General features: G+C 67.0%; 20 protein-coding genes and 1 pseudogene. 8 read left to right on the top strand and 13 right to left on the bottom strand.

Annotation, left to right across the window (positions count from 1 at the left end):
* Nucleotides 1–28: 28 nt before the first annotated feature.
* The gene (locus QX070_RS20500) at nt 29–301 is read right to left on the bottom strand and encodes a DUF3606 domain-containing protein (RefSeq protein ID WP_315738834.1); all 273 of its coding nucleotides are present in this window, start codon (nt 299–301) and stop codon (nt 29–31) included.
* Between the two features lie 300 nt (nt 302–601).
* On the opposite strand from QX070_RS20500, the gene QX070_RS20505 reads away from it, so the two are divergent.
* Nucleotides 602–1,765, top strand: a complete 1,164-nt coding sequence (locus tag QX070_RS20505) for an IS110 family transposase (protein WP_315737887.1) — start codon at nt 602–604, stop codon at nt 1,763–1,765.
* Nucleotides 1,766–2,596: 831 nt separating this feature from the next.
* Here QX070_RS20505 and QX070_RS20510 read toward each other — a convergent pair.
* The 6 genes from QX070_RS20510 to QX070_RS20535 all read right to left on the bottom strand — a co-directional run bounded on the left by QX070_RS20510 (nt 2,597) and on the right by QX070_RS20535 (nt 6,944).
* Nucleotides 2,597–2,848 (bottom strand): DUF3551 domain-containing protein, encoded by a 252-nt coding sequence (locus tag QX070_RS20510; protein ID WP_315738835.1) that lies wholly within the window; start codon nt 2,846–2,848, stop codon nt 2,597–2,599.
* 297 nt (nt 2,849–3,145) lie between these two features.
* Nucleotides 3,146–3,841, bottom strand: coding sequence for a VIT1/CCC1 transporter family protein (locus QX070_RS20515; RefSeq protein ID WP_315738836.1), 696 nt, complete (start codon nt 3,839–3,841; stop codon nt 3,146–3,148).
* Between the two features lie 60 nt (nt 3,842–3,901).
* Nucleotides 3,902–4,450, bottom strand: coding sequence for a cytochrome b (locus tag QX070_RS20520; RefSeq protein ID WP_315738837.1), 549 nt, complete (start codon nt 4,448–4,450; stop codon nt 3,902–3,904).
* A 107-nt stretch (nt 4,451–4,557) separates the two neighbouring features.
* On the bottom strand, nt 4,558–5,976 hold the full coding sequence (locus QX070_RS20525) for a HAMP domain-containing sensor histidine kinase (protein WP_315738838.1): 1,419 nt from the start codon (nt 5,974–5,976) through the stop codon (nt 4,558–4,560).
* On the bottom strand, nt 5,973–6,638 hold the full coding sequence (locus tag QX070_RS20530; RefSeq protein ID WP_315738839.1) for a response regulator transcription factor: 666 nt from the start codon (nt 6,636–6,638) through the stop codon (nt 5,973–5,975). The genes QX070_RS20525 and QX070_RS20530 overlap by 4 nt, the downstream gene beginning before the upstream one ends.
* Nucleotides 6,639–6,944, bottom strand: a complete 306-nt coding sequence (locus QX070_RS20535) for a PepSY domain-containing protein (protein ID WP_315738841.1) — start codon at nt 6,942–6,944, stop codon at nt 6,639–6,641. It lies immediately after the preceding gene.
* 344 nt (nt 6,945–7,288) lie between these two features.
* On the opposite strand from QX070_RS20535, the gene QX070_RS20540 reads away from it, so the two are divergent.
* On the top strand, nt 7,289–7,570 hold the full coding sequence (locus QX070_RS20540; protein WP_315738842.1) for a hypothetical protein: 282 nt from the start codon (nt 7,289–7,291) through the stop codon (nt 7,568–7,570).
* A 34-nt stretch (nt 7,571–7,604) separates the two neighbouring features.
* On the opposite strand, the gene arsB is transcribed toward QX070_RS20540, so the two are convergent.
* From arsB to QX070_RS20560, 4 genes are all read right to left on the bottom strand, one after another.
* A complete protein-coding gene (gene arsB / locus QX070_RS20545) occupies nt 7,605–8,633 on the bottom strand; it encodes an ACR3 family arsenite efflux transporter (protein ID WP_315738843.1) in 1,029 nt (342 codons plus the stop codon).
* A gap of 4 nt (nt 8,634–8,637) precedes the next feature.
* On the bottom strand, nt 8,638–9,165 hold the full coding sequence (locus QX070_RS20550; protein ID WP_315738845.1) for an arsenate reductase ArsC: 528 nt from the start codon (nt 9,163–9,165) through the stop codon (nt 8,638–8,640).
* A complete protein-coding gene (locus QX070_RS20555; protein ID WP_315738847.1) occupies nt 9,158–9,520 on the bottom strand; it encodes a metalloregulator ArsR/SmtB family transcription factor in 363 nt (120 codons plus the stop codon). The genes QX070_RS20550 and QX070_RS20555 overlap by 8 nt, the downstream gene beginning before the upstream one ends.
* 91 nt (nt 9,521–9,611) lie before the next feature.
* Nucleotides 9,612–10,262 carry a Crp/Fnr family transcriptional regulator gene (locus QX070_RS20560; RefSeq protein ID WP_315738848.1) on the bottom strand — a complete coding sequence of 217 codons (651 nt, stop codon included), beginning with the start codon at nt 10,260–10,262 and terminating at the stop codon, nt 9,612–9,614.
* A gap of 76 nt (nt 10,263–10,338) precedes the next feature.
* Here QX070_RS20560 and QX070_RS20565 point away from each other — a divergent pair, with 76 nt between their 5' ends.
* From QX070_RS20565 to QX070_RS20585, 5 genes and pseudogenes are all read left to right on the top strand, one after another.
* Nucleotides 10,339–10,818 carry a hypothetical protein gene (locus tag QX070_RS20565; protein ID WP_315738849.1) on the top strand — a complete coding sequence of 160 codons (480 nt, stop codon included), beginning with the start codon at nt 10,339–10,341 and terminating at the stop codon, nt 10,816–10,818.
* A 103-nt stretch (nt 10,819–10,921) separates the two neighbouring features.
* Nucleotides 10,922–11,227 carry a helix-turn-helix domain-containing protein gene (locus tag QX070_RS20570; RefSeq protein WP_315738850.1) on the top strand — a complete coding sequence of 102 codons (306 nt, stop codon included), beginning with the start codon at nt 10,922–10,924 and terminating at the stop codon, nt 11,225–11,227.
* Between the two features lie 59 nt (nt 11,228–11,286).
* Nucleotides 11,287–11,596, top strand: a pseudogene (locus QX070_RS20575) (hypothetical protein); the annotation flags it as partial.
* Between the two features lie 27 nt (nt 11,597–11,623).
* Entirely contained in the window at nt 11,624–12,811 is a 1,188-nt protein-coding gene (locus tag QX070_RS20580; protein ID WP_315738851.1) for an MFS transporter, read from the top strand.
* Nucleotides 12,812–12,972: 161 nt separating this feature from the next.
* A complete protein-coding gene (locus tag QX070_RS20585) occupies nt 12,973–14,547 on the top strand; it encodes an EAL domain-containing protein (protein ID WP_315738853.1) in 1,575 nt (524 codons plus the stop codon).
* A gap of 30 nt (nt 14,548–14,577) precedes the next feature.
* Here QX070_RS20585 and QX070_RS20590 read toward each other — a convergent pair whose 3' ends face one another.
* A complete protein-coding gene (locus QX070_RS20590; RefSeq protein ID WP_315738854.1) occupies nt 14,578–15,006 on the bottom strand; it encodes a CHRD domain-containing protein in 429 nt (142 codons plus the stop codon).
* Between the two features lie 189 nt (nt 15,007–15,195).
* Here QX070_RS20590 and QX070_RS20595 point away from each other — a divergent pair, with 189 nt between their 5' ends.
* Nucleotides 15,196–15,852, top strand: coding sequence for a TetR/AcrR family transcriptional regulator (locus QX070_RS20595; RefSeq protein WP_315738855.1), 657 nt, complete (start codon nt 15,196–15,198; stop codon nt 15,850–15,852).
* A gap of 2 nt (nt 15,853–15,854) precedes the next feature.
* Here QX070_RS20595 and QX070_RS20600 read toward each other — a convergent pair whose 3' ends face one another.
* Nucleotides 15,855–16,571: a GntR family transcriptional regulator gene (locus QX070_RS20600; protein ID WP_315712735.1), complete on the bottom strand. Its 717-nt coding sequence runs from the start codon at nt 16,569–16,571 to the stop codon at nt 15,855–15,857.
* Nucleotides 16,572–16,686: the final 115 nt, after the last annotated feature.

Raw genomic sequence — 16,686 nt, forward strand, 5'->3', positions numbered from 1 at the left:
CGGGGGTCTCGATGATCAGCGTCGATTGCTAGGTTGCCGCTGGCGTCTCGTCCGGCACGATCACTTCCGCCTTGGTCTCGGTCACCGTCACCGACGCGATCACGGCTCCTTCCGGCGCTGCCTTCGCGGCTCGCTGCTGCGCGACTTCCTTGGTGATGGCTGCGATGGAGTTGCCGATGCGTTCGACCATCTCGGACAATTCCCCAGGCGACATCTTCAGCCGCTTGGTCACCACGCGGACCTGGGCCTGATCGGTCATGTCGAGCTTGTTGCGGGACGGCTGAATCTTCGGACGGCGCATCGGGAGTCCTCCTGCATGCCAGCTAACCTTGAGTGCGGAATTTGGTTCCCGCGCTCCCTCCCCTGGGCATCGCCGTGAAGACGTGCGTCACTGCTCTCGCGGCGCCATGCGCCCGAGTGATGTCATCGGTGTTGCCCCCCGATCAGGCAGAGGGCGCAGGGAATGCCGGGAGCTGGCCGCCCCCATGGCCCGCCTGCAGAAAAAAAGCAGGCGGCAGTCACCACAGATCCTATGGGGCGGCGGGTGGTCAAGAAGGGTTAGGATTGGATTTCCGAACCATCCGGCCCTCGGAGGATCAAGATGATCAAGCTCGATCGCACTGACACACCCGCCGCGGCGGAGCATGCCACGGTTTACCTCGCGTTTGAACTGAGCAAAGCGAAATGGAAGCTCGGCGTGCTGCTTCCTGGCTCGCAGAAACTGAGCCGGTACACGATCGGCGGCGGTGACTTGGCCGCCTTGGCGGCCCGGCTTGCGGACATGCGCAAGAAGGCTGCGGCTGCCGGGGGCGGCCGGCCGGTGCGCATCCTGTCATGCTACGAAGCAGGCTTGGATGGCCACTGGCTGCACCGATGGCTGAGCGGACAAGGCATCGTCAATCATGAGGTCGACCCTTCCAGCATCGAGGTGAACCGTCGTGCCCGGCGCGCCAAGACCGACCGGATCGATCTGGAGAAGCTGATGCGGGCGTTCCTCGCCCATTTGCGGGGCGAGCCTCGGGTCTGCAGCATCGTCCACGTGCCAAGCGTCGAGGATGAGGATCGCAAGCGCCGTACCCGTGAACGTGATCGCCTGATCCAGGAGTGCACGGCTCACAGCAACCGCATCAAGGGACTGCTGCACGGCCAGGGCATTCGCGACGTCCACCCGCTCGATCGCTCGTTCCTGGAAAGCCTTGCCAGCCTGCGCACTGGCGACGGTCGTCCACTGCCGGTGCGGCTCAAGGAAGAGATCGTGCGCGAACACGAGCGACTGTGCCTGGTGGCACGGCAGCTCAAGGAGCTCGAGGCCAAAAGCAAAGCCGAGCTGTGCGCCGCTCGGCCCGGCTCGCCGGAAGCCAGGATCATGCAGCTCATGGATCTCAGGAGCATCGGCCCGGTCGGCGGCCAGAAGTTGGTCAACGAGGTGTTCTATCGCGACTTCGACAACCGTCGTCAGGTCGGCAGCTACTTTGGTCTCACCGGCACGCCCTATGACAGTGGCGAGCGCAGCCGTGAGCAGGGCATCAGCAAAGCCGGCAACCGGCGCGCCCGTGAGCTCGCGGTCGAGCTGGCGTGGCTATGGACCGTTCATCAGCCGGACAGCGCACTGACACGCTGGTTCCGCGAGCGGGTGCGCGACATCAAGGGACGCATCCGGCGAATTGCCATTGTCGCTCTGGCACGCAAGCTGATGGTGGCGCTGTGGCGCTATCTGGTGACCGGCGTTGTTCCCGAAGGCGCCGTGCTGCGTCCAACTTCGTAAACGGCTGCGCGCGCCATGACAGCCGACGTGAGCCAGGACCGACGCGTGACCGTGCTGAACCGGGGGCATAAACCTCCCGCTCTCACAGAGGGGTCCCGTCTTGACTGGGCCTTACCTTCCCCCGTGCATGAAAGATCAGGGTACCGGGCCTCGCGCCCGACCGGATACAAGGTGATGCGGTCGTTCCGCATTGTCGTTCACGGCCCAATCCTCGCATCACGTCCGGCCTGCCATCGCGACACCGCGCGTTGCGGGCGCGCCATGATGGCGCCAAGCTCGGCGCGCTCAAGGCCGCTGACGCGCCGCCTCCGGCGGTGGCCTTCGGCCAGCCTTGACCGCGCCTCTCCTTGGCGCCAAAGACCGCCCCCAACAAACGACGCCCCTCTTGACAACTTACTCCCCATACAAGGTTCAGCCGAGACATCCCGGCATTCCCCGCGCGATGGTTTTCACGCTTACTTCGCGATCTCCTCGGTGTACCGGCTTGTTAGTCACCGTCGCCCTCGGGATCATCGCCCGAAGACTTGGCGCCAGCATCGGGGCGCCAGGACCACGCGACTTCGCGTCCGCAAGCTGCCGTTCGTCTGCGCGAGTCGCCCCACGCTGCGGCATCCTACAGCCACCGCATCCCGCGCCCAACGTTCCGTGACGATCGCGAAGCGCCCCTCTCGAGGAGCACGGGATGGAGACAATCAAGCACGATTTCCGAAAAATGGCAACAGATTTATTTTTCTCAGAAATACAGACTGGTTCCGATCAGCCCGAGCAAGCATCGGGCGGCGCGTGCCTGCTCCGTTGACGATTGGGGTCTTGTCAGGCCGCTATCGGCGCCTACCGGGGCGGCCGACGGCGGCTTGGCTCAGACGGCCGTTGTGCATAGGGGTTCGGCAAGCACATGGCCGAAATGCCCGCAGCCCCCGCTCTACACGCCTCCCACGACCTATACTGGCACGAGATTGTGCTGGAACCGCCCCACTCCCATGTCTGGAGGCACACCGGATCAATGCCATCGAACCGTTGAGCTGCGGCCGGAGCGGTTGCAAGCACTGTGATCGAAGTCATGAGGAGAAGCGCGCGCATCATCACACATCATGGCACGAGGCTGATCAATCCGAAAGGGTCTGCCGGCGCGGCGATCTCGAACTCGGGTAAAGCCCTTTGCCGCAGACGACGCTGCCGTAGGCTGGGCAAAGCGACGCCAAAGGCGGCGCGTGCCCACCATCGGCGGCGCTGGGTGCGGGCGGTGGGCACGGCGCGCGCGAAAGCTCGCCCGACAAGGCCTCACCCCGGCGCGCCTTTGCCCACCCTACGGTCCCTCGTCAATCATGACCGGCCCAGTGACCTTCTTCCGAATGGCCTCGACCGCAATCCTGTCCCGCCCTACCCGAACAGATGCGCCAGCCAGAACGCGGCGCCGGCGGCGAGGCCGCCGACGAGGGCGGTCTGCAGCGCGGACTTGATCTTGTTGACGCCGGTGAAGTGGCCCTTGATGGCGCCGAAGATCAGGAGCGCAATGCCGGTCGCGATCACGGAGATCCGGAGTGCGGACGAGATGTCAGGCGCCAGCATGTAGGGGATCAGCGGGATCAGGCCGCCGATCACGTAGGAGCCGCCGATGGTCACGGCGCTGACCGGCGCGCGCTTCGGATCCGGGCGTTCGAGACCGAGCTCGAAGCGCATCATGAAGTCGACCCAGCGCTTGCGATCGGACGCGATGGCGTCGACCACGGTCGCCAAGGCCTGGCCTTCGAGACCATAGCCGCGGAAGATCGCCGCAACCTCCTCGACCTCGCGGCCGCGAAGGTGCTCGATCTCGTCGTGCTCCCGCTTCTCCTCGGCGGCATAGTGCTCGGCGTCGGAGCGGGCGGCGAGATAACCGCCGAGCCCCATCGCGATCGCGCCGGCGACGACCTCGGCAAGGCCGGCGGTGACGATCACGTCGGTCTTGGCGACCGCAGCCGAAAGACCGGCGGCGAGCGCGAACGGCACGGTGAGCCCGTCGGCCATGCCGATCACGACGTCGCGGACGACTTCCGACGCGGTGAAGTGCTTTTCGATGTGCGGCGTTGCCGGCATGACGGCCTCCGATGGCGTGATCGACGGAGGCCTCTTAGCAGGCCCGGATGACAGGACCGATCACCGCAGTCCCGGCACCATCCGCCGCAGGGTGCGATCGTGCAGCCAGTAATGATGCAGCAGCGCCGCACCGGCGTGCAGGCCGATCAGGATCATCAGGCCATTGGCCAGCGCCTCGTGCATCTCCTTCAAGTCGTGGGCGAAGCCGCGGTCGCCGACCCAGGGTGAGGCGATCTCGAACAGGCCGAACACCGGCAAGCCGTAGCCGCGGGCAAACTGGGTGACGATGCCGAGGACCGGAATGGCGAACATGATGCCGTAGATCAGCAGATGCGTGATCTCGCCGACGTGAACGGTCCACGCGCCGAATTTGGTCGCTTCAGGCGCCGGCGGCGGATCGGCCAGACGCCAGGCCAAGCGCGCGAGCGCAAAGCCCAGCATCGCCAGCCCGAGCGAGACGTGCATGAACAGACCCGTGTCATGAGAGCCGCGTGGCAGGATGTCGCCGAGATGACCCGAGATCCAGGCCGCCGGCACCAGCACGGCGACGATCCAGTGCAGCCCGATCGCGACGGACCCATACGCCTTGGCGGAATTTCGAATACGCATGATCAGCTTCCTTCGACCATTGGGCACCCCCGCGGTGGCAAGCCGCGCGGGGCGTCATGACCTGAGGTAATAGCTGACCGGGGGCGTCGCGCCGCTGACGCGGGATGTCAGCCTACTGTCAGAATGGACGGCGCCGGGGTCGCCTGGGACATCGCGGGCTGCGGCCAGCGGAGCGCCGAGACGATGGCCGGCGCGATCGTGATCCTGGCGCCGCCCAGCTCGGAACGGCCGATCTGCAGCCGCCAGCCATAGGCTTCGAGCACGTCCTGCACGATCGCGAGCCCCAGCCCGCTGCCCGGCCCCTGCTCGTCGAGGCGGCCGCCGCGCTCGAGCACGCGGCCGATCTTCGCGTCCGGAATGCCCGGACCGTCATCCTCGACGATGACGATCAGAGGGGTCGCATTCGCGACGATGCGAACCGTGCTCGCCGCATGACGCGCGGCGTTCTCCAGCAGATTGCCGAGCACCTCGGCGAGATCCGTCCGATCCATGGCGACGCTCAGGCCCGGGGGCACCTCGCCATCGAAGCTGACATGGGCGGCCGCCGGCGTGCGGCCGAGCGTCCCAAGCAGCGCATTCACCAAAGGCGCGAGCTCGGTCGCGGCCTCCGGCCCGCCGCGGGCCTTGCCGCGCAGCCGCGCCAGCGCCAGCTCGCGATCAACCTGCCGGCTCATCGCCTCGGCGACATCCTCGATGTTGCGCGCCAGCTCGAGCTGGCCGAGCTCCCTCAAGCGCGCGGCGTCGGCCGTGAGGGCGGCGAGCGGCGTCTTGAAGCCGTGAGCGAGATCGGCCGCACGGCTGCGCGAGCGCATGATCTCGCGCTGCTGCGCATCGAGCAACGCGTTGACCTCCTCGACCAGCGGCGCCACCTCGGTCGGCACGTCCACGGGAAGATGCTGGCGCCGACCGCTGCGGATCTCGGCGACGCCACGGCGCAGCACGCCGAGCGGACGCAGGCCGAGAGTGACCTGAACCGACGTGCCGACGGCGAGGATGACGGCCAGCACGGCGAGCGCGATCGACAGATCCTTGGCGAAGGTCAGCACCGCGCTGGTGGCACCGTCGAGGCCGTAGGCCACGGCCGCGCGCACGCGTATCTGGCTTTCCGGATTCATCACGATGCCGCGCTCGGCGACCAGCACGTGTTCGCCATCCGGCCCGGCGAGCTCATGCTGATGCACGTCGCTCGGTCCGGGCTCGTCGATCGGCAGCGGCAGGATGGTGTCCCACAGCGAGCGCGAGCGCAGCAACTGGCCATGATCGTCCGAGATCTGCCAGTACAGCCCCGACAGCGGCACCACGAAGCGCGGATCGGCCGGCGGCCGCGCGACCACGATGCGCCCTTCCGCATCGACCTCGAGGCCGTTCAGCAATTGGCGCAGGTGAATGTCGAGATCGGAGGCGAGCGTCCGCGCGACGTGGCGCTTGAACAGCACGACCATGCCGAAGCCGGCGACGCCGAGCGCGACCAGCAGCGCGATGGTGCCCGCCGCCACCAGCCGCAGCCGCAGCGAGCCGAGCCTCATTCCGCCGTCTCCGGGATCATGTAGCCAAAGCCGCGGCGGGTCTCGATGATGTCGGCGCCGAGCTTCTTGCGGACGCGCCGGATCAGCACCTCGAGCGCGTTGGAATCGTGCTCGTGGCCGAGGCCGTAGACGTTCTCCTCCAGCTCATGCTGCGGCACGACGCGCCCGCTCTGCCGCAGCAGATACGCGATCAGCCGGTATTCGAGCTGCGACAGCGTCACCGGCACGCCGGACAGGCTGACCTTCATCTGGCGCTCGTCGAGCGTCAGGTCGCCGGACGAGAGCACCGGCGCCGCACGGCCGGCGGACCGCCGCACGATCGCGCGCAATCGCGCCAGCAGCTCCTCGTTGCGAAACGGCTTCGGCAGATAGTCGTCGGCGCCGGCATCGATGCCGTCGACCCGCTCCGCCCAGCTCGCGCGCGCCGTCAGGATCAGCACCGGCATGTGTCGCCCCACGCCGCGCCAGCGCTTCAGCACCGACAGGCCGTCCATGCCGGGGAGGCCGAGATCGAGGATCACGGCGCCATAATCCTCGGTGTCGCCGAGAAACCAGGCCTGCTCGCCGTTGTCGGACGTTTCGACCAGATAGCCCGCCGCCTGCAGCGTCCGCACCAGGTCGGACGCCAGCCGCGGATCATCCTCGACCAGCAGCACACGCATCTACTTTTCCTCGATCCGTTCGATCTCGCCGCTGCGCGCATCGACATAGACCTCACGCACGCGGCCATCGCGGCCGATCACCCGAAACTCATAGCGCCAGCGACCACGCAGGCGCTCGACATCGATCCCCATCACGTCGCCGGCGACCCGGCCACGCAATCTCGGCAGGATCTGCGACAGCGGCAAGACGTCGCCCGCCTCCACGGCATGACGCATGGCATCACGGCGCTCACGATCATCCTCGCGCGCCACCGTCGCCGCGGACGCAGCCGTAGAGATCAGCATCGCAGATGCCGTGATGCGCATGAACCGTCCAATTTGAGGCAAATGCATGATCCTTCCGGGGCCTGACGCCGTCATCTTCAGAGATCGTCGTCATTCGTTGCGCTCTCGCCACTGGTTCGAATTGCGGGGCACGAATTGCGGAGCATTCGCAAATGCTAACGAGGTGGTGCGGATGATAGTTTGAACTTCCGATGTCGGAATTGCGCATCAGACAGATGCGGGGGTGGAAACTCGCACAGGATCGGCATCCTGCCCGAGGCAAGCTGACTCCCCGCTGACACGACCCGACGGGATGCCGTCAGTCTCGTTGCAACATGATCGCTTCAGGACGGAGCGAGCCGGGGGCGGTGAGTTCGGAGACGAGCATGCGTAAGACGATGACATTGGCAGCCGTGCTGGCGGGGCTGGGCGGCATCTTGGCCATGTCACAAGCCAGCCGGGAGACGGCGCCCACGCTGGTGCCGGTGGCCCGTGCCGTGGACGGCGGTCTTGAAGCTGATCTTGAAGCTGGTCTTGGAGCTGGTCTTGGGGCCTACCCGCATCTTGCGGCGCTGCATGCGCGGGCCGAAAGCCCGCCGCTGAGCTACGAGCCGGCCCGCCGCGAGCGCGAAGGCGACGACGACGATCAGGACGAGCCGCGGCGGTGAGGCGAACCGGCCCCTGGCGAAGCACTGACCGGAGCTAGGCCGGCAGTCCCGCTTCGTACCAGCGACGCGTCGCCCTGACGATGCGCACGACCGAGAGCATCACGGGGACTTCGACGAGAACCCCGACGACCGTCGCAAGCGCGGCCCCCGAGTCGAGCCCGAACAGGCTGATCGCGGCGGCAACCGCCAGCTCGAAGAAGTTGCTGGCGCCGATCAAGGCGGCCGGAGCCGCGACGCACCAAGCCACGCCGAGCCGGCGGCTGAGCCAATAGGCGATCCCCGCGTTCAGATAGACCTGGATCAGGATCGGCACGGCCAAGATCGCGATGACGACCGGCTGCTTCAGGATCTGCTCGCCCTGGAAGCCGAACAGCAGCACGAGCGTACCGAGCAGCGCCGCGAGAGAGACCGGTTGCAGCACCCGCAAGGTGCGCTCCAATGCCCCGCCCTTCGTCCGCAACAAGGCGCGACGCCAGAGTTGCGAGATGACGACGGGCACAACGATGTAGAGCAGCACCGACAGCAGCAGGGTGGTCCATGGCACCGAGATCGAGGCGACGCCGAGCAGCAGGCCCACCAGCGGCGCGAACAGGAACACCATGATGACGTCGTTGAGCGCGACCTGGCTCAGCGTGTAGTGCGGCTCGCCCTCGCACAGATTCGACCAGACGAACACCATCGCCGTGCACGGCGCCGCCGCCAGCAGGATCAGACCGGCCACGTAGGACGACAACTGGCTTGCGGGAAGCATCGGCGCGAACACATGGCCGATGAAAACGCTGCCGAGCAGAGCCATCGAAAACGGCTTGATGGCCCAGTTCACGACCAGGGTGACGCCGATGCCGCGCCAATGCTCCTTCACGTTGCCGAGCGCGGCGAAATCGATCTTCAGCAGCATCGGAATGATCATCAGCCAGATCAGGGCCGCGACCGGCAGATTGACCCGCGCCACCTCCGCCGACGCGACAGCCGCGAACAGCCCCGGCATGAGATGGCCGAGACCGATGCCTGCGACGATGCAGAGCAGGACCCAGACCGTCAGATAGCGCTCGAAGATCGTCATCAGATCAGGCCACGTCGGAGCGGAACGACGTTGCCCCCTCGCCCGTCCCGATCTCGCGCAGCCGCGTGCCGAGCGACATCGAATCGATGCGACCGAGCGGCAGATTGATGAAGGCGTCGATCCTGTTCTTCAGATAGCGGAAGGCGGTCGTGAACGCCGCGAGCTTCTCCAGCTCCGTGCCTTCGGCCGCCGCCGGATCCTCGATGCCCCAATGCGCGGTCATCGGTTGCCCCGGCCAGATCGGACACGCCTCGCCGGCGGCGTTGTCGCAGACGGTGAAGACGAAATCCATCGCCGGCGCGCCGGCGACGGCGAACTCGCTCCAGCTCTTCGAGCGCAGATCGTCGGTCGGATAGTCCATGCGCCTGAGCAGCTCGAGCGCCAACGGATGCACCGCGCCTTTCGGCGTGCTGCCGGCCGAGAAGGCGCGGAAGCGGCCGGCGCCGTCCTTGCGCAGGATCGACTCCGCCAGCACCGAGCGCGCCGAATTTCCGGTGCAGAGGAACAGCACATTGTAGACGCGGTCAGACACGATTCTTCTCCTTGCGCTTGGGCGGACAGCAGGGGGTGAGGCTTGCGACGACGGGCGCGCAGACCTCCGGTCGGCCGCCGCAACAGTCCTGCAGCAGAAACAGCGCGACCTTCTGAAATTGCGCGAGGTCGATGCGGTAGACGATCGATCGGCTGTGCCTGATCGAGCTGACGAGGCCGGCGCGCGCCAGCACGGACAGATGCGCCGACAGCGTGTTCTGCGGCACCTCCAGCAGACGTGCGAGCTCGCCGGCCGGCAGACCGTCGGGCTCGTGCTGCACCAGGGTGCGAAAGGCCTGCAGGCGCGTCGGTTGCGCCAGCGCCGCCAAGGCCAGAACGGCTTGTTCGTTTTCCATATATCCAGAATTATCGATAGATAGAGTCGGCGTCAAGGCCGACGAGTTCGAATGGTCGTTGTCGACGAACGGAGACGACACGCCCGAAGGCTCATCGCAAGCGCAGGCGGGTGCCGTCGACGATGAGCTCGCCGTCCCGTTCCATGCGTGCCAGGGCGCGATAGAGCGCCTCATGGGTGACGCCGAGCTCGGCGGCCCAGTCCTTCTTCGACCGGCCGAGCTCGACCTCGCCGCCCTCCCCTTCGGTCTCGATGAAATGCACGATCCGCTCGCGCGCCGTCTTCAGGCTGAGCCGCTCCGACTGTGCCCGGACCTTGCGCAACTCGCGGGCGAGATGATCGCACCATCGGTCCCCGATCTCGGGACGACGCAACGCTTCGGCGAAGGCCTTGCGGTCGATCGCGAGCAGCGCTGAATCCTGCGCCGCGACGGCGTCGCAATGATACGACGCCTGATCGAGGCTGGCCTCGGCGAGAAAGCCCCGCCGCGCACGCTGCAGGATGATGTCGTCGCCGGCGCGCGAGCGGCGCAGCAATCGCACCTCGCCGGTCAGCACGAAGAACATCGCCCGCGGCCGATCGCCCCGACAGAACACCGTGCCCTGGTGCGGCACCTGGATGTGCCGGGTCTGCAACCGAGCGGCCGCCGGCAGAGCGGCAAGCAATGGCGACAGCCGTGCAAGGGCGCGCCAGTCGAGCGGCGGGCGCGTGCCCTCGGGCGGGCGATGGATGATCCTCGGCATATGATCAGGATCATATGTGCCGCCGGCTGCGCGGTCTAGGGAAGACGTCACCGCGTTCGCTCAAATGGAGGTCCTCATGCGCCTGCGTCTTGCCGCCATTGTGCTGGCCTTCGTTGCGTCCGCCGGCATCGCCACGGCGCAGCACCACGGCCATCACGACCACGGCAGCCACGGGGCGCTTCCGCTAGACCCGCGCGAGCGGGTGGCGTTTCCCCCCGATCTCGCCGAGCACACCCTCGCCAACATGCGCGACCATTTGCTGGCGCTGCAGCAGATCAACGACGCGCTGGCGGCGGGCGAGCCGGACAAGGCAGGCCAGATCGCCGAGCAACGCCTGGGGATGAGCTCGCTGCGGCTGCACGGTGCCGCTGAGGTCGCCGGGTTCATGCCGCAGGGCATGCAGGAGGCCGGAACGACGATGCACAAGGCGGCGAGCCGGTTCGCCATCGAAGCGCAGAACGCGGGCGTAACCGGAGACCTCAAGCCGGCGCTGAAGGCGCTCGGCGAGACGATGGCCGCCTGCGTCGGCTGCCATGCCGGCTACCGGCTGAGATAGCGCGCCGGACAACCGACCGCGCGCGGCGCGCGCTCATAGATATTTCCAATATTCTAGAAATATCGTTTGACTCCGGCGGGCCGCATGCCGCATCCTCCACACCATGAAGCTCGATGACGCCGCTGCCCGCCTGGAAGCCCTTGGCAACACCACGCGCCTGACGATCTACCGCGCGCTGGTGCGCGCCGGGCATGCCGGGATGCCGGTCGGCCGGCTGAAGGTCCCGGCGTCCACGCTGTCGCACCACGTCAAGACGCTGGTCGCGGTCGGGCTGATCTCGCAGATGCGCGAGGGCACGACGCTGGTCTGCCATGCCGAATACGACGTGATGCGGTCCCTGCTCGGCTTTCTGGTTTCCGAATGCTGCGTCGAGGAGCGCGACTGCGGCACCGCGAGGCCGGCCGCTTGATGATCTCGCCTTTTAATTCGATACTTCTAGAAATATAGGAGTAGTAAATGACGGACGCCAAGACGGTCGCGATCATCGGCGCCGGCCACTCGGCGATCGGCACCTTGATCGACCTGGCCGCATTGGCCGAGGACGCGCCGGGCACGCAGGCGATCTGGCTGTTGCGCAGCGACGATCCCGCGAAGGCGTTCGGCGGCGGCAGCGCCGTTGAAGCTGCCGGAGACCGGCGTCTGCACCCGCGGCGGACTGGAGAGCATTGCAGCCCTGTCCGGCTGCTGTGGCGGACCGGCGCCGTCCGGCGTAGACAGTTGCTGTGCCGATGATGCCAAGGCCAAGGAGGCTGGCCGCAGCGGCTGCGGCTGTTCGTGACGTAGAGCCAAGCAGAGGTTTAACGGAATGCAGGCACGACGGCTGGGCGTGGTCATCGCTCTCGGCACCGCCCAGACGCTGGCCTGGGGATCGAGCTACTATCTGCCGGCGATCCTCGCCGACCCGATCGCCAGGGATCTCGGCCTGTCCAACAACTGGTTCTTCGGCGCGTTCTCGGCCTCGCTGATCATCTCCGGCCTGTTGGGTCCGCGCATCGGCCGCCAGATCGACCGCGTCGGCGGCCGTCAGGTGCTGTGCGCCTCCAACATCGTGCTGGCGATCGGGCTGGCGCTGCTCGGCCTGTCGCATTCGCTGTGGGTGATGGCGCTGGCGTGGCTGTGGCTCGGCGTCGGCATGGGGCTCGGCCTCTATGACGCCGCGTTTGGCGCACTCGGGCGCATCTATGGCAAGGATGCGCGCGGCGCGATCACCGGCATCACCCTGATCGCGGGCTTCGCCTCCACCGTCGGCTGGCCGCTGAGCACGCTGGGGCTCGCGACGATCGGCTGGCGCGAGACCTGTTTCGCCTGGGCGACCGCGCACCTCGTGATCGGCCTGCCGCTCAATTTGTCGCTGCCGCGTGCGACCCAGATGGCGCCCGGCGAGATGCCGACCGGCAAGCCGAACATCCCGCTCGACCGCCCGATGGTGCTGATCGCGTTTGCGATGGCCGCGGCCTGGACCGTGACCGCGGCGATGGCGGTGCATCTGCCGCGGCTGATGCAGGCGTTCGGCGCGACGCCGGCGCAGGCGCTGTTCGCAGGCATGATGATCGGGCCGGCGCAGGTCGCCGCGCGGGTGTTCGAGGCCGGCTTCCTCAGCCGCTTCCATCCGCTCGCCTCGGCGCGGCTCGCCTGCATCACCCATCCGATCGCCGCCGTGACGATCGGGCTGTTCGGCGGCGGCGCCGCGGCGGCCTTCGCGCTGCTGCACGGCTCCGGCAACGGCATCCTGACGATCGCTCGCGGCACCCTGCCGCTCGCGATCTTCGGCCCCGTCAACTACGCCTACCGGCTCGGCCTGATCGGGGCGCCGTCACGGATCTGCCAGGCCTTCGCGCCGCTGCTGTTCGGCCTGCTGATCGACGGGCTCGGCCGCGGCGTGCTGATCGTGTCGGCGAGCCTCAGCCTGTCGGCGCTGGCCGCCTTGATGCTGCTCCCGGCCGGGCGCGCCGAGGCGGCGGTGCCGCGCAGCACGACCGACAAGGCGGCCTGAGCCGGTAGCACTTCCTTAACCAGCTTGCTGCGCGCACAGCCCACCTTGCCGCTGCGGACGGGCATCCTGGGGCGCATATACGGAAAGTTGAAGGTTGGATTGAAGGATACCCGTGGTCATACGGGGGTGTTCACCACACGATGGCATTGCAGCGCAAACACATGCTTCGTGTCGGGGCGGTGGCCGCCTGCGTCGGGATCTTCCTGGCCGGCGCCGATTTCGCCGTGACCGCGCTGATCGGCAACCAGACCGCGCGGCAGCTCAGCGAGCTCAGCAAGGTGGCGCTGCGCCGTTCCGAGGCCGCGATCGACTCGGCCGGATCGATCCTGAACCGTCTGATCGCGAAAGGACCGATGGATTGCAGCGCCGTCGCGCTACAGGCGCTGCGCCTTCACGTCTATCAAGGCACCATCATCAAGGACATCCGCACCGTCGATCGCGGCGGCGCGGTCGAGTGCGCGGCCTATTCCGAAACGCTCGAATTCGACAATGGCTGGGCGCGGCGCGACGAGATGTTCAAGTCCGCCGACGGCGAGCTGCGGCTGTTCCGCGTCGAGCAGTTCACCGGCGCCGCGTTCGGCGTGATGCGCGACATCGACGCGCAACGGTCGCTGGCGGCGATCCTGCGCATCGACGGCAACCTGCTGGACGTGATGCCGGTCGGCCTGCGCGCCGAGAGCAACGTCACCCTGACCCTGCCCGATGGCGAGCAGGTGGCCGGCTATCAACCCGAGACATCAGCCAAGACGCCGGCGCAGACCGTCGCCTTCACCACCGTGTCCGACCGCTATCCGCTGCAGGCCACGATCCATGTGCGACCGCAGAGCCTGAGCGCGCGCCGCGACCTCGCTTATCTCCTGACGATGCTCGCCGCCGGCACGCTGGGCGGCATGTTCGGCCTGCTGCTGGCGAGCTATCTCAGCCGGCCAGTGGACCCGGTCGCCGAGCTCGATCGCGCGCTCGCGGCCAACGAGTTCAAGCCCTATGTGCAGCCGACCTTCCGACTGAAGACCGGCGACATCGTCGGCTGCGAGATCCTGGCGCGCTGGGAGAAGCCGGACGGCCGACTGATCCCGCCGATGAGCTTCATCCCGCTCGCCGAGAGCACCGGCCGCATTGAGAAGCTGACCTGGCAGCTTCTCAAGACCGCCTTGCGCGAGCTGCAGCCGGAGATGAAGCAGGACAAGCTGTTCAAGCTGTCCGTCAACATCACCCCGCGCCATCTGCTCGGCGACCGCTTCATCGACGATCTACGCAAGACGGTCGCATCCTCGTCGGTCTCCCCCCGCCAAGTCGTGCTAGAGGTCACCGAGCGCGAGGAGCTCGCCGATCTCACCAAGGCGACTGATGTCGTGAAGGAGCTCAGCGAGCTCGGCTTCCGCGTCGCGCTCGACGACGTCGGCATCGGCCATAGCGGCCTGTCCTACATCCAGCGGCTCGGCGCGCGCATCCTGAAGATCGACAAGTTCTTCGTCGACGCGATCACCCGCGACCAGTCCGCCGTGGTGGTGGTGCAGATGCTGGTGGCGCTGGCGCGCGAGCTCGACATGTCCGTGGTCGCCGAGGGCATCGAGCATCAGGAGCAGGTCGATGCGCTGGTCGCCTGCGGCGTCGAGGAAGGCCAGGGCTATCTGGTCGCACAGCCGATGTCGCTCGGCCGTTTCAAGCAGTTCCTCGACGTGCGCCGGGCCTCGGCCGTTCCCGGCCAGGCCGGCGAGCCGGAACTGGCCGCGTGACGGCGAGCCCGCGCGCGTCGGGCACACGCCTCACTGCCTGGTCATCTGTCCGCGGATCTCGCCGCCCGGGTTCGCCTGGGTGTGGACGTTGGCGTACCATTTGCCGGCCAGCAGATCGGCCGCCTGCGCATCGGTGATCACGGCGGAGCCCGTGATCGGCGGCTCCGGGCTCTTGAACGGCAGCACGATGCCGGCGTTCTTGCCGGGCTCGCTGGGCCCGTGGAAATGCGCGCCGATCGGCGGGCCGCTGAGGCCGGAGAAGGTAACCTTCCAGCTCAGCGTCTTGGTTGCGGTGTCGAAGCTCGCTTCGGCCGCGCCCGACGCGGCGGACGCGTTCGGCGGCACCTCGTTGGCTGCCTTGAGTTCAGACTTCAGAACGACGGTTTCAGCATGAGCGAGTGGCGCGGCCGCGACGCAGGCGACGGCGAGCAACGCCAAATGAACGAATGTCCGTCCCATGGTTTTCCTCCTAAATCGTTTTGTGCAGTCTCGGTGTTCGAGACCCCACGGGCAAGCCGATATTCCGTGGCACGCGTTAACAGCCCAGGCATGGGCAGCGGCCCAGGCCGCGTTGATTGAACAATCCCGACCCCTGTGCCAAACAGGACGGGAACACAAAGGCCTCGAAAGAAAGCCATGGCGGATCGAATGGTTGCTTCCAAGACGGCGCGCGGCAAGGTGGGGCGGCCTCCGCTCGAACGTGCCGGCGAGGTCGAGGAGCGCATTCTCGACGCGGCAAAGACCGTGTTCCTCGCAAACGGCTTCGAAGGCGCGAGCGTCGACGAGATCGCGCAGACCGCGCGCGCCGGCAAGCCGACCATCTACGCGCGATTTCCCAGCAAGGCCGCGCTGTTCGCGGCCGTCATCGGCCGCCAGGCCGCGCGCAACACGCAGTATGAGAACCTGGTGCCGCAGGGCCGCACCTTCCGCGCCCGGCTGATCAGCCTCGGGCTCACCTTGATCGAGCGCGCCTTCGTCGAGGACACGATCGGCCTGATGCGCACCGCGATTGCGGAAAGTCCGCGCTTTCCCGAGCTGACGCTCGAGATCCAGGACACGGCGCGCAAGCGCGCCACCTGCAATGTGAGCCATGCGATCGGCGAGCTCGCGCGCGCCGAAGGTCTCGCCGGCAAGGGCGCCTTCTCGGCCGACCGCATCGAGGACAGCGCACGGATCTTCCTCGATCTCGTCGTGTTCGCCGTGCTGATTCGCAGCCTGCTCGGCGAGGACATGCGCGCCCTGAAGAAGGAAGCCCAGGCGCATGTCGAGAAGCGCGTCGACTTCTTCCTCGCCGCGACGACGTGATCCTAAATCTTTTTGTCCTTCCGCAGCTCCGGAAAGATCGTCTCGTCCTGCAGGATGACGTCCGCGGTGCGCTGATAGTGCGCTGTGAGCAGCGCAACCGCGCGTTCGGTGTCGGCGTCGAGCACGGCGTTTACGATGTCGGCGTGCTCATCGCCGACGGGGCGTGACGGAAACGCCTTGCGGATCGACAGCCGGCGGTAGCGATAGAGCTGGTCGGCAAGCTGGCCGCAGAACGCGATCAGCGATTGCGAACCGCAGTTCGAGATCAGGACCCGATGATAGATCCGGTGCAGCCTCTCCCACTCCGGATTGTCCTCGAACGTCGTCGCGCTGAGCGAGCGCGGCGCGCGGCTGAGCCGATGCTGCGCCAGCACCAGTTGCTCCTCCCAATCAGGCGTCGCCGCCGCCATCGACTCGCGCAGCGCCAGCGCCTCGACCCAGCAGCGCGTCTTGGTCAGCTCGGCGAGCTCGGCGCGGCTGATGTCCTTGACGTAGAAGCCGCGCTGCTCGCGCACCTCGACCAGTCCGTCGGCAGTCAAGCGGTTGAGCGCCTCGCGCAGCGGCGTCTGCCCGGTCTGATAGGTCTCGGTCAAAAACCGCATCTGCAGCTTGCGCGACGGCGCCAGCCGGCCGGACAGCAGGTCCTCGCGCAGCCGGTCATACACATGACTCGCCTGGGTCGACGGGCCCTGCCCTTCGGCCTCCAAAACCGCATCCACGTCCGATCTCCTCTGAATCAGACGACATATATAGAGCCGGGCCACAGAACATAAAATTTATAAATTCTGATTGATTTCGATTTTTTCTGTAATAAAAGGGGCGAGCCGGTTTCGC

Source organism: Bradyrhizobium sp. SZCCHNR1093, assembly GCF_032381175.1.
In the GTDB taxonomy this organism is placed as follows: Bacteria; Pseudomonadota; Alphaproteobacteria; order Rhizobiales; family Xanthobacteraceae; genus Bradyrhizobium.

Bases quoted from the DNA above. Each gene is read 5' to 3' on its own strand.
- QX070_RS20500 (WP_315738834.1), bottom strand. From the start codon at position 301: ATGCGCCGTCCGAAGATTCAGCCGTCCCGCAACAAGCTCGACATGACC.
- QX070_RS20505 (WP_315737887.1), top strand. From the start codon at position 602: ATGATCAAGCTCGATCGCACTGACACACCCGCCGCGGCGGAGCATGCC.
- QX070_RS20510 (WP_315738835.1), bottom strand. From the start codon at position 2,848: ATGATGCGCGCGCTTCTCCTCATGACTTCGATCACAGTGCTTGCAACC.
- QX070_RS20515 (WP_315738836.1), bottom strand. From the start codon at position 3,841: ATGCCGGCAACGCCGCACATCGAAAAGCACTTCACCGCGTCGGAAGTC.
- QX070_RS20520 (WP_315738837.1), bottom strand. From the start codon at position 4,450: ATGCGTATTCGAAATTCCGCCAAGGCGTATGGGTCCGTCGCGATCGGG.
- QX070_RS20525 (WP_315738838.1), bottom strand. From the start codon at position 5,976: ATGAGGCTCGGCTCGCTGCGGCTGCGGCTGGTGGCGGCGGGCACCATC.
- QX070_RS20530 (WP_315738839.1), bottom strand. From the start codon at position 6,638: ATGCGTGTGCTGCTGGTCGAGGATGATCCGCGGCTGGCGTCCGACCTG.
- QX070_RS20535 (WP_315738841.1), bottom strand. From the start codon at position 6,944: ATGCGCATCACGGCATCTGCGATGCTGATCTCTACGGCTGCGTCCGCG.
- QX070_RS20540 (WP_315738842.1), top strand. From the start codon at position 7,289: ATGCGTAAGACGATGACATTGGCAGCCGTGCTGGCGGGGCTGGGCGGC.
- arsB (WP_315738843.1), bottom strand. From the start codon at position 8,633: ATGACGATCTTCGAGCGCTATCTGACGGTCTGGGTCCTGCTCTGCATC.
- QX070_RS20555 (WP_315738847.1), bottom strand. From the start codon at position 9,520: ATGGAAAACGAACAAGCCGTTCTGGCCTTGGCGGCGCTGGCGCAACCG.
- QX070_RS20560 (WP_315738848.1), bottom strand. From the start codon at position 10,262: ATGCCGAGGATCATCCATCGCCCGCCCGAGGGCACGCGCCCGCCGCTC.
- QX070_RS20565 (WP_315738849.1), top strand. From the start codon at position 10,339: ATGCGCCTGCGTCTTGCCGCCATTGTGCTGGCCTTCGTTGCGTCCGCC.
- QX070_RS20570 (WP_315738850.1), top strand. From the start codon at position 10,922: ATGAAGCTCGATGACGCCGCTGCCCGCCTGGAAGCCCTTGGCAACACC.
- QX070_RS20580 (WP_315738851.1), top strand. From the start codon at position 11,624: ATGCAGGCACGACGGCTGGGCGTGGTCATCGCTCTCGGCACCGCCCAG.
- QX070_RS20585 (WP_315738853.1), top strand. From the start codon at position 12,973: ATGCTTCGTGTCGGGGCGGTGGCCGCCTGCGTCGGGATCTTCCTGGCC.
- QX070_RS20590 (WP_315738854.1), bottom strand. From the start codon at position 15,006: ATGGGACGGACATTCGTTCATTTGGCGTTGCTCGCCGTCGCCTGCGTC.
- QX070_RS20595 (WP_315738855.1), top strand. From the start codon at position 15,196: ATGGTTGCTTCCAAGACGGCGCGCGGCAAGGTGGGGCGGCCTCCGCTC.